We start from the raw sequence: 13675 nt of genomic DNA, 5'->3' as shown, positions 1-13675 counted from the left end.
CCCGACCTGCGTCCTCCACAGACTGCCTCGCGCCGTTGTCGGACGCGAGCCGTACGCTGGGCCCCATGCAGAGCGCCTCGGACCGGCCGGAGTACCCCGCCCACTGGGAAGCCGACGTGGTGCTGCGCGACGGCGGTACCGCGCGCATCCGCCCGATCACCGTCGACGACGCCGAGCGCCTGGTCAGCTTCTACGAGCAGGTGTCGGACGAGTCGAAGTACTACCGCTTCTTCGCGCCCTACCCGCGCCTGTCCGCCAAGGACGTCCACCGCTTCACGCACCACGACTTCGTGGACCGGGTGGGACTCGCCGCCACGGTCGGCGGTGAGTTCATCGCCACCGTACGCTATGACCGGATCGGCGCCGACGGCATGGCCGCCTCCGCGCCCGCCGACGAGGCCGAGGTCGCGTTCCTCGTGCAGGACGCCCACCAGGGCCGGGGCGTCGCCTCCGCCCTGCTGGAACACATCGCCGCCGTCGCCCGGGAGCGCGGCATCCGCCGCTTCGCCGCCGAGGTGCTGCCCGCGAACACCAAGATGATCAAGGTGTTCACGGACGCCGGCTACACCCAGAAGCGCAGCTTCGAGGACGGCGTCGTCCGCCTGGAGTTCGGCCTCGAGCCCACCGAGCGCTCCCTCGCCGTGCAGCGCGCGCGGGAACAGCGCGCCGAGGCCCGCTCGGTACGCCGTCTGCTGGCGCCCGGCTCGGTCGCCGTCATCGGCACCGGCCGCACCCCCGGCGGCGTCGGCCGCGGCCTGCTGCGCAACCTCCACGAGGCCGGTTTCACCGGGCGCCTGTACGCGGTGAACAAGGCGTTCCCCGACGACCTCCGGGAACTGGACGGCGTGCCCGCCCACCGCTCCGTGCGCGACATCGACGGCCCCGTCGACGTCGCCGTCGTCGCCGTCCCCGCCGAGCACGTGCCCGAGGCCGTCACCGAGTGCGGCGCCCACGGCGTGCAGGGACTCGTCGTGGTCTCCGCCGGGTACGCCGAGAGCGGCCCCGAGGGACGCGAACGCCAGCGCGCGCTCGTCCGCCAGGCACGCGCGTACGGCATGCGGATCATCGGCCCCAACTCCTTCGGCGTCATCAACACCTCACCCGAGGTGCTCCTCAACGCCTCCCTCGCGCCCGAACTGCCCCGGCCCGGCCGGATCGGCCTGTTCACCCAGTCCGGCGCGATCGGCACCGCCCTGCTGTCCCGGCTGCACCGGCGCGGCGGCGGCGTCACCGGCGTGACCGGCGTGTCGACGTTCGTCTCCGCCGGCAACCGCGCGGACGTCTCCGGCAACGACGTCCTGCAGTACTGGTACGACGACCCGGACACCGACGTCGTCCTGATGTACCTGGAGTCCATCGGCAACCCCCGCAAGTTCACCCGGCTCTCGCGGCGCACCGCGGCCGCCAAGCCGCTGGTCGTCGTGCAGGGCGCCGGATCCGCCCCGCAGGGCCACGCCGTGCGCGCCACCCGGCTGCCCCACACCACCGTCTCCGCGCTGCTGCGGCAGGCCGGCGTCATCCGCGTCGACACCATCACCGAGCTCGTCGACACCGGCCTCCTGCTCGCCCGCCAGCCGCTGCCGCGCGGGCCCAAGGTGGCCATCCTCGGCAACTCCGAGTCCCTCGGCGTCCTCACCTACGACGCCTGCCTGTCCGCCGGGCTGCGCCCCCAGCCCCCGCGCGACCTCACCACCCAGGCGTCCGCCGCCGACTTCCACGCGGCCCTCGCGCGCGCCCTGGCCGACGACACCTGCGACGCGGTGGCGGTGACGGCGATCCCGGCCATCGGCGAGTCCTCACCCGGCGACGCCGAGCTGGCCGAGGCGCTGCGGTCGGCCGCGGCCGCGGTCCCCACCAAACCGGTGCTCGTGGTCCACGTCGAGCTGGGCGGCCTGGCCGAGGCGCTGTCCGCGGCGACCAGCACCGCCCCCCAGGCCACCGGCTCCGCGCCCCCCGCACGCGGCACCACGCGCGTGCCCGGCACGACCGCCGAGCCGGCCGTGGAGCCGGCCCCCGGACCGGCCACCGCCCCGACCACCGGACCGACGACCTCCGGACCAGGAGCCGCGGAACCGGTCCCCGGGCAGCCGACCGCAGCCGCCGCCCCCTCGACCGGCCGGACCGCCACCGGCCCGACGGACACGCCGCCCCCCGCCGCCCAGGCGCCCGCGCCCGAGGACTCCCGCCTCATCCCCGCCTACCCCGCCGCCGAGCGCGCGGTGCGCGCCCTCGCCGAGGCCGTCCGCTACGCGCAATGGCGCCGCGACGCCGCCGACCCCGGCCGGGTCCCCGAGTACGAGGACATCGACGAGAAGGGCGCCGCCCGCTTGATCGACGGCCTGCTCGCCCGCGGCCAGGGCCTCACCCTCGGCCCCGAGGACGCCTGCGAACTCCTCGGCCGCTACGGCATCCGGGTCCGCCGCGCGCTGCCCGCGCCCACCCCCGACGACGCCGCGCGCGCCGCCCGCGACCTGGGCTACCCCGTCGCCCTCAAGGCCACCGCCCCGCACCTGCGCCACCGCGCCGACCTCGGCGGTGTCCGGCTCGACCTCGCGGACGAGGAGCAACTGCGCCGCGCGTACGCCGAGTTGACCGAGCTGTTCGGCAAGCCCGAGGAGCTGCGGCCGGTCGTGCAGGGCATGGCGCCGCGCGGTGTCGACACGGTCGTGCGGGCCGTGATCGACCCGGCGGCCGGAGCGGTGCTGTCCTTCGGCCTCGCCGGGGCCGCCTCCCAGCTTCTCGACGACATGGCGCACCGCCTGGTGCCGGTCACCGACCGCGATGCCACCTCGCTGGTGCGGTCCATCCGCACGGCACCGCTGCTGTTCGGCTGGCGCGGTTCCACGCCCGTGGACACCCCGGCCCTGGAGGAGCTGCTGCTGCGGCTGTCCCGGCTGGTCGACGACCACCCGGAGGTCGTCGCGGTCACCCTGGAGCCCGTCGTCGTCGCCCCGCACGGGCTGAGCGTGCTCGACGCGTCCGTCCGCCTGGCCCCGCCGCCCGCCCGCGACGACCTGGGCCCGAGGACACTCCCCGTCTACTGAGACGGCGTGCCCGGGACGACGCGTGAGCGGTGCCTCGCAGTCAGTGGGTCCCCGTAGGATGGAGGGCATGGCCAAGACCAGTACGACGACCCAGGGGCTGCGAGCGGCGATCGAGCGCAGCGGCTACTACCCGGCCCTCGTGGCCGAGGCGGTGGAGGCCGCCGTGGGCGGCGAGCCCATCCGGTCGTACCTGGTCCACCAGGAGACCACGTTCGACCAGAACGAGGTGCGCCGCCACGTGACCGTGCTGGTCCTCACCGCCCACCGCTTCATCGTCAGCCACACCGACGAGCAGGCCGCCGACGACACCTCCCCGACGCCGTACGCCACGACCTCCACGGAGTCGGTGAAGATCGGCCGGATCTCCTCGGTGGTGGTCAGCCGCGTGGTCGCCAACCCCGAGTCGTACACGCCGGGCACCCTCCCGCGCGAGGTCGTGCTGACCATCGGCTGGGGCGCCGTCTCCCGCATCGACCTGGAGCCGGCCGCCTGCGGCGACCCCAACTGCGACGCCGACCACGGCTACACGGGCAACTCGACGGCCGACGACCTCAGCCTGCGGGTGAGCGAGGCGGGCGACGGACCCGAGACGGTGCGCCAGGCGCTCGCCTTCGCGCAGTCGCTCTCCGAGGCGACCGCGGACCTCACCCGCTGATGGCCCAGTCCGCGCCCTGGGACCAGCACGCCGAGCCGCTCGCCGTCGGCTCCGCTCCCGCCCCGCAGTACGGCAGCGGCTCCCTCGCCGACCTGCTGCCCACGCTCGCCGCGGGCGCGGGCGTGCCCGGCCTGACGGCCACCATCGAGGAACTGGCCCCGGCGGACCGCAACTGCGTCTTCCTGGTCGACGGCCTCGGCTGGGAGCAGCTCAGGGCCCACCCCGACGAGGCGCCGTTCCTCACCTCGCTGCTGCCCGCCTCCCGCGGCGGCACCGGCCGTCCGATCACCGCGGGCTACCCGGCGACCACCGCGACCTCCCTCGCCTCCGTCGGCACCGGCCTGCCCCCCGGCGCCCACGGCCTGCCCGGCTACACCGTGCGCAACCCGGAGACCGGCGAGCTGATGAACCAGCTCCGCTGGCAGCCGTGGAGCCCGCCGGGCGCCTGGCAGCCGTACCCGACGGTCTTCCAGCTGGCCCACGACGCGGGCGTGCACGCCGCCCAGGTCTCCTCGCCCACCTTCCAGAACACCCCGCTGACCAAGGTCGCGCTCAGCGGCGGCACCTTCCACGGGCGCCTCACCGGCGAGGAGCGCGTCGACTTCGCCGCCGAGCAGCTCGCCGCAGGCGACCGCGCGCTGGTCTACACGTACTACGCCGAACTCGACGGCGCCGGCCACCGCTACGGCGTCGCCTCCGACACCTGGCGCGGCCAGCTCATGTACGTCGACCGGCTGGCGCAGCGCCTCGCCGAGCAACTCCCGCCGCGCAGCGCGCTGTACGTCACCGCCGACCACGGGATGGTCGACATCCCGTTCGACGAGGAACACCGCATCGACTTCGACGAGGACTGGGAGCTGCGCGCCGGCGTGGCCCTGCTGGGCGGCGAGGGCCGCGCCCGCCACGTCTACGCGGTGCCGGGCGCCGCGAACGACGTCCTGACCTGCTGGCGCGAGGTGCTGGGGGAGCAGTTCTGGGTGGCCTCGCGGGACGAGGCGATCGCGGCGGGCTGGTTCGGGCCGCGCATCGACGAACGGGTGTACGCGCGCATCGGTGACGTGGTCGCCGCCGCCCACGACGACGTGCTCCTGATCGCCTCGGAGCGCGAGCCGAAGGAGTCCGCCATGGTCGGCAACCACGGCTCGCTCACCCCTGCCGAGCAGTTCGTCCCCCTGCTCGAAGTGCGCACCTGACATCCTCCGCCCCCGGCCCCCCGCCCACGTCCCGTTGCTCTCCCCATGCCGAAAGGTGTTCGACTCCCCATGCCCGAGCTGGTGTTCTTCTCCGGAACCATGGACTGCGGGAAGTCCACCCTGGCGCTCCAGATAGAGCACAACCGCTCCTCGCGCGGCCTGGTCGGCATGATCTTCACCCGGGACGACCGCGCCGGCCAGGGCAAGCTGTCCTCGCGGCTCGGCCTGGTCACCGACGCGGTCGAGGTCGAGGACGGACGGGACCTGTACGCGTACCTCGTCGAGCACCTCTCGCAGGGCGGCCGCGCGGACTACGTGATCGCCGACGAGGCGCAGTTCCTGGCGGAGGAGCAGATCGACCAGCTCGCACGCGTGGTCGACGACCTGGGCATCGACGTGTACGCGTTCGGCATCACGACGGACTTCCGTTCGAAGCTGTTCCCCGGCTCGCAGCGCCTCGTCGAACTCGCCGACCGGGTGGAGGTCCTCCAGGTCGAGGCGCTGTGCTGGTGCGGCGCCCGCGCCACCCACAACGCCCGTACGGTGGGCGGCGTCATGGTCGTTGAGGGCGCACAGGTCGTCGTCGGCGACGTCGACCAGTCCGCCACCGTGGGCTACGAGGTGCTGTGCCGACGCCACCACCGCCGTCGCATGACGGCGGCGACGGCCCGGGCGGCGGTCCTCTCGCCCGACGTGCTGCCGGTCACCCCGGCCTGACGAGCCGCTGCGCCTACGGCTTGCGGGCCAGCGTCGCGGCGATGAGGTGCTCCCAGACGGTCAGTTCCCGGGGTGCCTGACCGCGCCACGGACCGTCGGTCTCGGTCACCTCGTCGGGGTGCCACAACGACGCCGGGACGACGCCCGGTTCGAGTATCTCCAGGCCGTCCAGCAGGGCGAGGATCTCCTCGTCGGTGCGCCACCGGCCCCGGCCGAACGTCTGCTGCAGGACCGTCTCCGCCTCCGCCGTCTCGGCGTTGTTGCCCGACCGGAAGTGGCTGACGAAGAAGTAACTGCCCGACGGCACCTGGTCCTTCCAGTAGCGGACGATGGCGGCCGGGTCCTCCTCGTCGTTCACGTGGTGCAGGATGGCGCTGAACATCACGGCGACGGGTTGCTCGAAGTCGATGAGCTCGACCGTGTCCGGGTGGTTGCGTATCGCCTCGGGTTCGCGCACGTCCGCCGCGACCACGCGCGTGTGCTCGTTCCTCTCGAGCAGGGCGCGGCCGTGCACCAGTACCTGCGGGTCGGTGTCCACGTATATGACGCGCGACTCGGGTGCGTGCCGCTGCGCGACCTCGTGCACGTTGTCGGCGGTCGGCAGGCCGCTTCCCAGGTCGATGAACTGCCGTACCCCGGTGGTGGTCGCGATCTCCCGGACCGCCCGGGTCAGGGCCGCGCGGTTGGCGAACGCGATCGCGACCGAACCGGGCAGGTCACGTTTGAACACGTCTCCCACCTCCCGGTCCACCGCATAGTTGTCCTTGCCGCCGAGCAGGTAGTCGTAGACGCGCGCGATGCTCGGCTTGGTGGGGTCGATGGAGAGGCCTTCGGTCATGGGGACCATCCTTCCCGCAAGTACCGCCGATGACCATGGTTTTGGGCGCAGGGAGCGGACGGATGCCGCACACGTTCCGGGCGGGGCCGTGGCCGCGGCTCTCAGCGCGGCCCCTCCACGAGCGCGAAGTGCGCCCCCTCGGGATCGCGGACCGTCGCCACGCGCCCGTGGGCGCTGTCGTGGGGCGGCGTGAGCACCCGGCCGCCCAACTCGGCGACCAGCGCGACGGACGCGTCGGCGTCCGTGACCTCGAAGTACGTCGTCCAGTGCGGCCCGCGGTCCCGGGGCAGCGCGGTGCCCACGCCGTGCAGGCCGGCGACCGGGCGGCCGTCGAGACAGAGCGTCACGTAGTCCAGGTCGGCGGAGTCCGGGGCCTGACGCTCGTGACCGAACACGGTTTCGTAGAACTTGGCGACACCGGCCGTCTCGTAGGTCACCAGTTCGTTCCACGCGGGCGTGCCGTGCACGCCGGTGATCCCGGTGCCGCGGTGGGCCGCCCCCTGCCAGATGCCGAACACCGCGCCGGAGGGGTCGGAGCCGAGCGCGAGGCGGCCGAAGTCGGCGGCCTCCAGGGGGCCCACGCCGATGGTGCCGCCGCACAGCCGCACCGTCTCGGCGGTGGAGTCGACGTCGTCCGAGGCGAGATAGGGCGTCCAGGCGACCGCCGCGAGCCGGTCCGGCGCGAGCTGGCCGATGCCGGCCACCTCGCGGCCGTCGAGCAGGGCCCGCGCGTACGGGCCGAGTTGCGGGGGTCCGGGCACGAACTCCCAGCCGAACAGGGCTCCGTAGAACTCCTGCGCGGCCGTCAACCCGTGCGCCATCAGACTCACCCAGCAGGGTGTGCCGGGCGCGTACCGAGCGTGTGCTTCGCCGTTGTGTCCGGCCGACCCACGTGCCCCGGTCATCGTCACTCTCTTCTCGGCCTGTTGTGGTGGCCGCGTCGCTTCCGCCCTCCGGCCCGCGCGCGGATGCCCGCACCACCGGTGGTACCGCGCGCCACGGGGGCGCGCCGTCGCACGGTGGCCCGCGACCGGAGGATGCCCGATGTGCGGTGTCCGTCCGTTTCCGTGCGATGGCCGATGTCTGTCGATCGGCTGTACGGCACGTACCCGGTCCCGTACGCCACGTGACCGGGTCTGCCCGGCGGAGCAGAGTAGCCGGACATCGGCGGTGGGGCCACCCCGTGCGCGAGGATGGGCCCATGAACGCCATCATCTCCGCATCCGAACTCGCGAGCGCGCTGGCCGGCGAGAACCCGCCGGTGCTGCTCGACGTCCGCTGGCAGCTCAGTGTGGCGAAGGCGGCCGGGGAGCCGCCCTTCGACGGCCGCGCCGCCTACGCGGCCGGGCACCTCCCGGGTGCCGTCTTCGTCGACCTGGACCGGGAGTTGGCCGGCAGCCCCGGCGCCGACGGGCGTCATCCGCTGCCGGACCTGGCGGAGTTCGGCGCGGCGATGCGCCGCGCGGGCGTGTCGCCGGCGCGTCCGGTCGTCGTGTACGACGGCGGGCAGGGCTGGGCGGCGGCGCGCGCGTGGTGGCTGCTGCGCTGGACGGGTCACCCGGACGTGAGCGTGCTCGACGGCGGGTTGACGGCGTGGGAGGGGCCGCTCGCCACGGACGTCCCCGCGCCGGCCGAAGGCGACTTCGAGCCGGTTCCGGCGGCCGCGGGCCTGTTGGACGCGGACGGGGCCGCGGCGCTGGCCCGCTCCGGGGTCCTGTTCGACGCGCGGGCGGGTGAGCGCTACCGCGGTGACGTCGAGCCCATCGACCGGGTCGGCGGGCACATCCCGGGGGCCGTCTCCGCGCCCACGAACGACAACGTCGGCCCGGACGGCCGGTTCCTGCCCGCCGAGGAGCTCGGCGCACGCTTCAAGGCGCTGGGCGCCGCCGACGGCACACCGGTCGGCGTGTACTGCGGCTCGGGCGTGTCGGGGGCGCACGAGGTGCTGGCGCTGGCGGTGGCGGGCATCCCGGCCGCGCTGTACGTCGGTTCGTGGTCGGAGTGGTCGTCGGACCCGTCGCGTCCGGTGGCCGTGGGGCCGGACCCGCAGTGACGCGGTGAGGGCCGCGCCGTCCCCGGCGCGGCCCCCACCTGTGTGTCCTGTCCTGACCTATTCCTGCTTCTTGCGGCGCGTCCCGAAGACGATCTCGTCCCAGCTCGGGACCGCCGCGCGGCGGCCCGGGCGGACGCCGTCCGCCTCGGCCTGACGGTCCGTGGCGCCGACCAGACGGTCACGGTGGCTGCCGACCGAACGGGGCATGAGGACGTCCGCGTAGGCGGAGCCGGCGGACGCGGCCGGAGCCGGGGGCTCCTCGGCGGCCGGTTCCGGCACGGGCTCGTCGTCGGGCTCGTCCGACGGGCGCTCCGGGACGACCAGGTCGCCTCGGAAGCTCGGCACCGCCTCCAACAGGCTGGTCAGCGAGTCCCGTTCCCGCTCCACGGTCTCCTCGGCCGGCTCGGCGGCCTGCGCGGGCAGGCTCGGCCGGTCGAGGGCGCGGTCCATGCCGCGGTCGCGCGGCAGGCGCGCGATGCGCGGGACGAAGGGGAAGCTGGGCTCCGGCGCGGCGAGGTCGTCGGACTCGCCGATCAGCGAGCGCGCCTCCTCGTCGACCGCCTGGACGAGCCGCCGGGGCGGGTCGTACGTCCAGCTAGCCGAGTGCGGTTCGCCCGCCACCTGGTAGGCCAGCATGACCTCCCAGGTGCCGTCGTCGCGGCGCCAGGAGTCCCACTGCACGGTGTCCTTCTCGGCGCCGCGCAGCAGCAGGCGCTCCTGGACGGCCTCGCCGAGCTGGGGTCCCGCGGCGTTCTCACCGGGGCGGCGGACGGGCGTCTTGCGGGCCCGCTCGGCCATGAAGGCGCGCTCGGCCAGCACGGGACCCTCGAAGCGGCGCACGCGGTCGACGGGGATGCCGGCCATCTGGGCGACCTCTTCCGCGGTCGCGCCGGCACGTATACGCGCCTGGATGTCACGGGGGCGGAGATGACTCTCCACCTCGATCTCGATCTGGCCGAGGCGGGGACGGTCGCCGCGCACGGCGGCGCGGAGCCGTTCGTCGATCGGAAGCGTGTACTCCGTGCTGTCCGCAGCCTTCAGCACCAGCCGTGTGCCGTCATTCGAGACGGCCACGACACGCAGTTCGGGCATGGGGACCTCCCGGGTGGTGCCTGCCGACGTCACGTGCGTCGCTGCTTCCGCTAGTCGAGTGTGGCCTGCCCGGGTGCAGCCTGCCACAACCTTGCCGAGTTGCCCGGCGTGTCGGGCTCGGGCCCGGGATCGCCGTTATGGCACGGTTACCTATTCGCCACGCTGAGTGACCAAGTCCGTCACCCTGAGCAACAAGCTCCCTCCCGGCCGTCCAGTGAGGCCCCGGACGCCCTGGCGGGAGACCGGACCCAGGGCTCGCAACAGTACTCCATTTGGGCCACGTGCGTGGATTGGCGCGCCGTCCAACTTCTGGCAAGGGGTGCGACTTGGCCGTCCGTCACGCGGCCGACGTGATCGTCCACGTGGCGTACTTCACGGAATCCGCAGAAACGGAACTATGGATTTCGCTCGTACGTCCCCCTTCTTGTGCACTTGGTCGATCAAGACCGAATGGACGGTTCGGGGTGATTGGTCGATCAAGTGTGGATCAGGTGGATCGTCGGTCAAGTACGGGAAAGGCAGGCAAGGTTCCGGGATGCGTGAAAGGACCGATGTCGTCGACACGTCGTCCTCAGGAGGGGAGGGAACCGAAGGGACGGGGCCGGGCCCCGGGGAGCCGGTGCCGGTCAGGCGCATCGACCTGAGCGTCCCCCAGGTGGCCGGCAGCGCCGTGGCGGCCGTGATCGCCGCCAAGCTCGCCTCGTACTTCGGGGTCTACGGCACGATCCTCGGCGCCGGTGTCGTCAGCATCGTCGCCACCTGCGGCGGCACGGTCTTCCAGCACTTCTTCAAGCGGACCGGCGAACAGCTGCGGGAGGCGACCGTCGCCCGCCCACGCGAGACGCCGGCACGGACGAGCCGAGGGGCACCCGGCAGGTCCGGCGCACCGCGGGCGCCGGGGGAGTACTCGCAGGGAACGGTCTACCGCGCGCGGACCAGGAGCTGGAAGCGCCCGGTCGTCGCGGCCGCGCTGGTGTTCGGCGTCACCATGGCCGGAATCACCGCCTACGAACTGGCGTCGGGCAACAGCTTCAGCGGCGGCCGGGGCACCACCGTCAGCGACGCGGTCACCGGCGGCACCTCCCGGTCCGGCTCCGGCGGCGGCCCCTCCCCGGCACCGCCCGCCACGGCACCGGCCACCGGCGGCGGCCCGGCCCCCTCGTCCGGCGCCTCCTCCGGCGCCCCGGCGGACGACGGCGGCGCGGCCACGGACAGCGGCACGCCGTCCGGCGCCACCCCGACCCCGACCCCCACGCCGGACGCTACCGGGAGCACCGGGGCCACCTCGCAGACCCCGGCACCCGGGAGCTCCGACGCGGCCACCACCGCCCCTACGGACCCAGCACCCTCCGCAGGTAGTCGTTCTGGAACAGCCGGTCCGGGTCCAGCCGGTCCCGCAGCGCCGTGAACTCCCCGAAGCGCGGGTAGACCGAGGCGAAGTACGCCGCGTCGCGCGTGTGCACCTTGCCCCAGTGCGGCCGGCCCTCGTGGGCGGTGAAGATCCGCTCGGCGTCGGTGAAGTACCGCTGGTAGGCCGTCCCCCGCATCATGTGGACGGCGATGTACGCGCTGTCCCGGCCGGACGCGGTGGACAGGGTGATGTCGTCGGCCGGCGCGGTGCGCACCTCCACCGGGAAGCTGACGCGCAGCCCGGAGCGCTCGACCATCGCCTTCAGCTCGCGCAGCGCCCCGGTCACCGCCTCGCGCGGGACGGCGTACTCCATCTCCACGAAGCGCACGCGGCGCGGGGAGGTGAAGACCTTGTACGGGATGTCGGTGTAGGTGCGCGCGGACAGCGCCCTGCTGGAGATCCGCGCGATCGCCGGGACGGTCGCGGGCGCCGCCTGCCCCACCCACTGGGCCGCCTGGAACACGCCGTTGGAGAGGAACTCGTCCTCGAACCAGCCCGCGAGCTGCGGCACCGGCTTGCGGGGGCCCGCGCTGCGGTTGTTGCGCTTGGTGTTCGTGTTGTCGGTGTGCGGGAACCAGTAGAACTCGAAGTGCTCGTTCTCGGCCCACAGCGCGTCGAAGTCGGCGAGCACCCGCTCGAACGGCATCGGTTCCTCGCGCGCGGTGAGCAGGAAGATCGGTTCCACGGCGAAGGTGATCGCGGTGACGACGCCGAGCGCGCCGAGCCCGATCCGGGCGGCGGCGAAGACGTCCGGGTTCTCCTTCTCCGAGCAGGTGAGCACCGAGCCGTCGGCCGTCACCAGCTCCAGGCCCCGGATCTGGGCGGCGATGGAGCCGGACTCCCGGCCGGTGCCGTGCGTGCCCGTGCTGGTGGCGCCCGAGACCGTCTGCTCCATGATGTCGCCCATGTTGGTCAGCGACAGGCCCTCGCGCGCGAGGGCCACGTTGAGCCGCTTGAGCGGCGTGCCCGCCTCGACCGTGACGGTCATGGCGTCACGGTCGATGTCACGGATACCCGTCAACAGTTGAGGGCGGATCAACACTCCGTCCGTGGCGGCTATCGCCGTGAAGGAGTGCCCGGTGCCGACGGCCTTGACCGTCAGGCCGTCCTCGGCCGCCCGGCGGACCACCGCGGCCAGTTCGTCCACGGAGGCGGGCGTGACCTCCCGCGCGGGCCGGGCGACGACGTTGCCGCCCCAGTTACGCCACGTGCCGTTCCTGCCGCTCGTCGTGCTGCTCAACGGTGCCTCCCCGACCCGGAGCCGGCCTGCTGAGCCGGCGGAACCCCAGGAAACCGACCACGGCCGCGACGGCCCCGGAGACCGCCGGGACCCCGTACCCGGCCCGGGCACCGGCCGCGTCGATGACCCAGCCGGCCGCCGACGAACCCAGCGCCACCCCGACCGCGAGCCCCGTGCTCACCCAGGTCATGCCCTCGGTCAGTTGTGCGCGTGGTACGTGCTCTTCGATGAGGGACATCGTCGTGATCATCGTGGGAGCGATGAACAGGCCCGCGACGAAGAGCGCCACGGCCAGAAACGGCAAGTTTCCGACCAGTAGGAGGGGGATCATACTCACGGACATCAGGAGCACGCCCAGGAGCCAGCGGCGTTCCGGCGCCCCCTTCACGTGCAGCAGGCCGAAGACCAGCCCGGCCACGCAGGATCCGGCCGCGTACAGGGCGAGCACGACGCTCGCGGCGCTCTTGTGGCCCCGCTCGTCGGCGAACGCGACGGTCACCACGTCCACCGCGCCGAAGATGGCGCCCGTGGCCACGAAGGTGGCCACCAGCACCTGCAGGCCGGGGGAGCGCAGCGCCGTGCCACCGCCGCCGTTGCGCCCGCGCGGGTGCGGCTCGGGCTCGGTGGCGCGCTGCGCGGTCAGCCAGAACACACCGACCGCGAGGAAGCACGCCGCCAGCAGCGGGCCCGCCTCCGGGAACCACGCCGTCGACAGGCCGATGGAGATGATCGGCCCGAAGATGAAGCACACCTCGTCCATCACGGACTCGAACGAGTACGCCGTGTGCAACTGAGGGGTGCCCCGGTACACCGCCGCCCAGCGGGCCCGGATCATCGCGCCGAGGCTCGGCACCGAACCGATGCCGGCCGCACAGGCGAAGAGCACCCCGTCCGGCCAGTCGAAGTGCGCGGCGAGCAGCAGTCCGGCCGCCGCAGCGAGCGCCACCAGCGTCGCGGGGCGCAGTACCCGGCGCTGCCCGTGCTGGTCGACCAGCCGCGAGATCTGCGGCCCGAGCAGCGCCGCCGACAGGGCGATGGTGGCCGACAGTGCCCCCGCGAGCCCGTAGCGCCCGGTGAGCTGCGAGACCATCGTGACCACGCCGATGCCCATCATCGACAGGGGCATCCGGCCGATGAACCCGGCGGCCGAGAAGCCCCTGGAGCCGGGGGCGGCGAACAGGGCGCGGTAGGGGCTGGGCACGGGCGGCTCCGGTCGGTGGGTCACGCGCGCGGGGACGGCTGGGCGCGCGGTGAACTCGTAAGGTGCGAATGCAGTCGATACAGCTTACGAGTGAGGGCACCCTTATGCACCACCGGGAACGGACCGGGAACCGCGTCCGCGACCCCGCCGTTTTCCCGGTGTCGGAGGCGGGTGGCAGGATCGAGACATGCCAGACGTGCTCGATGCCACCCCGTACGACGCCTTGCTCCT

At 73.6% G+C, this 13675-nt stretch carries 11 protein-coding genes; 6 read left to right on the top strand and 5 right to left on the bottom strand.

The features are described from left to right. Positions 1-65: 65 nt before the first annotated feature. The 4 genes from E4U92_RS07735 to E4U92_RS07720 all read left to right on the top strand — a co-directional run bounded on the left by E4U92_RS07735 (position 66) and on the right by E4U92_RS07720 (position 5609). On the top strand, positions 66-3044 hold the full coding sequence (locus E4U92_RS07735) for a bifunctional acetate--CoA ligase family protein/GNAT family N-acetyltransferase (protein WP_137299547.1): 2979 nt from the start codon (positions 66-68) through the stop codon (positions 3042-3044). A gap of 58 nt (positions 3045-3102) precedes the next feature. Then, positions 3103-3699 (top strand): DUF5998 family protein, encoded by a 597-nt coding sequence (locus E4U92_RS07730; RefSeq protein WP_174863755.1) that lies wholly within the window; start codon positions 3103-3105, stop codon positions 3697-3699. Then, positions 3699-4892: an alkaline phosphatase family protein gene (locus E4U92_RS07725; RefSeq protein WP_137299546.1), complete on the top strand. Its 1194-nt coding sequence runs from the start codon at positions 3699-3701 to the stop codon at positions 4890-4892. The genes E4U92_RS07730 and E4U92_RS07725 overlap by 1 nt, the downstream gene beginning before the upstream one ends. Positions 4893-4961: 69 nt before the next feature. Further along, complete coding sequence (locus E4U92_RS07720) at positions 4962-5609, top strand: thymidine kinase (RefSeq protein WP_137299545.1); 648 nt, start codon at positions 4962-4964, stop codon at positions 5607-5609. Positions 5610-5622: 13 nt separating this feature from the next. Here E4U92_RS07720 and E4U92_RS07715 read toward each other — a convergent pair whose 3' ends face one another. Both E4U92_RS07715 and E4U92_RS07710 read right to left on the bottom strand, forming a co-directional pair. Beyond that, on the bottom strand, positions 5623-6456 hold the full coding sequence (locus tag E4U92_RS07715) for an SAM-dependent methyltransferase (RefSeq protein ID WP_373311717.1): 834 nt from the start codon (positions 6454-6456) through the stop codon (positions 5623-5625). A 92-nt stretch (positions 6457-6548) separates the two neighbouring features. Further along, a complete protein-coding gene (locus E4U92_RS07710) occupies positions 6549-7352 on the bottom strand; it encodes a VOC family protein (RefSeq protein ID WP_137299543.1) in 804 nt (267 codons plus the stop codon). Positions 7353-7648: 296 nt separating this feature from the next. On the opposite strand from E4U92_RS07710, the gene E4U92_RS07700 reads away from it, so the two are divergent. Beyond that, a complete protein-coding gene (locus E4U92_RS07700; protein ID WP_137299541.1) occupies positions 7649-8500 on the top strand; it encodes a sulfurtransferase in 852 nt (283 codons plus the stop codon). Between the two features lie 57 nt (positions 8501-8557). Here the strand turns inward: E4U92_RS07700 and sepH are convergent, their stop codons facing one another. After that, positions 8558-9592 carry a septation protein SepH gene (sepH, locus tag E4U92_RS07695; RefSeq protein ID WP_137299540.1) on the bottom strand — a complete coding sequence of 345 codons (1035 nt, stop codon included), beginning with the start codon at positions 9590-9592 and terminating at the stop codon, positions 8558-8560. A 535-nt stretch (positions 9593-10127) separates the two neighbouring features. Between sepH and E4U92_RS36545 the strand changes: the two genes are divergently transcribed. Continuing rightward, positions 10128-11000 (top strand): hypothetical protein, encoded by an 873-nt coding sequence (locus tag E4U92_RS36545; protein WP_373311718.1) that lies wholly within the window; start codon positions 10128-10130, stop codon positions 10998-11000. Here E4U92_RS36545 and E4U92_RS07685 read toward each other — a convergent pair. Further along, positions 10924-12243: a D-arabinono-1,4-lactone oxidase gene (locus E4U92_RS07685; RefSeq protein WP_137299539.1), complete on the bottom strand. Its 1320-nt coding sequence runs from the start codon at positions 12241-12243 to the stop codon at positions 10924-10926. The two genes, E4U92_RS36545 and E4U92_RS07685, sit on opposite strands and share 77 nt — an antisense overlap. Then, on the bottom strand, positions 12203-13444 hold the full coding sequence (locus tag E4U92_RS07680) for an MFS transporter (protein ID WP_137299538.1): 1242 nt from the start codon (positions 13442-13444) through the stop codon (positions 12203-12205). Before E4U92_RS07680 ends, E4U92_RS07685 begins: the two co-directional genes overlap by 41 nt. Between the last annotated feature and the right edge of the window lie 231 nt (positions 13445-13675).

Source organism: Streptomyces galbus, assembly GCF_005280195.1.
GTDB lineage: Bacteria > Actinomycetota > Actinomycetes > Streptomycetales > Streptomycetaceae > Streptomyces > Streptomyces galbus.
Note: the sequence above shows the minus strand (reverse complement) of the source record. Positions and strands in the feature narration are given on the sequence as shown.

Excerpts from the sequence above, each read along its gene's own strand:
- E4U92_RS07735 (WP_137299547.1), top strand. The coding sequence starts at position 66 with ATGCAGAGCGCCTCGGACCGGCCGGAGTACCCCGCCCACTGGGAAGCC.
- E4U92_RS07730 (WP_174863755.1), top strand. The coding sequence starts at position 3,103 with ATGGAGGGCATGGCCAAGACCAGTACGACGACCCAGGGGCTGCGAGCG.
- E4U92_RS07725 (WP_137299546.1), top strand. The coding sequence starts at position 3,699 with ATGGCCCAGTCCGCGCCCTGGGACCAGCACGCCGAGCCGCTCGCCGTC.
- E4U92_RS07720 (WP_137299545.1), top strand. The coding sequence starts at position 4,962 with ATGCCCGAGCTGGTGTTCTTCTCCGGAACCATGGACTGCGGGAAGTCC.
- E4U92_RS07715 (WP_373311717.1), bottom strand. The coding sequence starts at position 6,456 with ATGGTCCCCATGACCGAAGGCCTCTCCATCGACCCCACCAAGCCGAGC.
- E4U92_RS07710 (WP_137299543.1), bottom strand. The coding sequence starts at position 7,352 with ATGACCGGGGCACGTGGGTCGGCCGGACACAACGGCGAAGCACACGCT.
- E4U92_RS07700 (WP_137299541.1), top strand. The coding sequence starts at position 7,649 with ATGAACGCCATCATCTCCGCATCCGAACTCGCGAGCGCGCTGGCCGGC.
- sepH (WP_137299540.1), bottom strand. The coding sequence starts at position 9,592 with ATGCCCGAACTGCGTGTCGTGGCCGTCTCGAATGACGGCACACGGCTG.
- E4U92_RS36545 (WP_373311718.1), top strand. The coding sequence starts at position 10,128 with ATGCGTGAAAGGACCGATGTCGTCGACACGTCGTCCTCAGGAGGGGAG.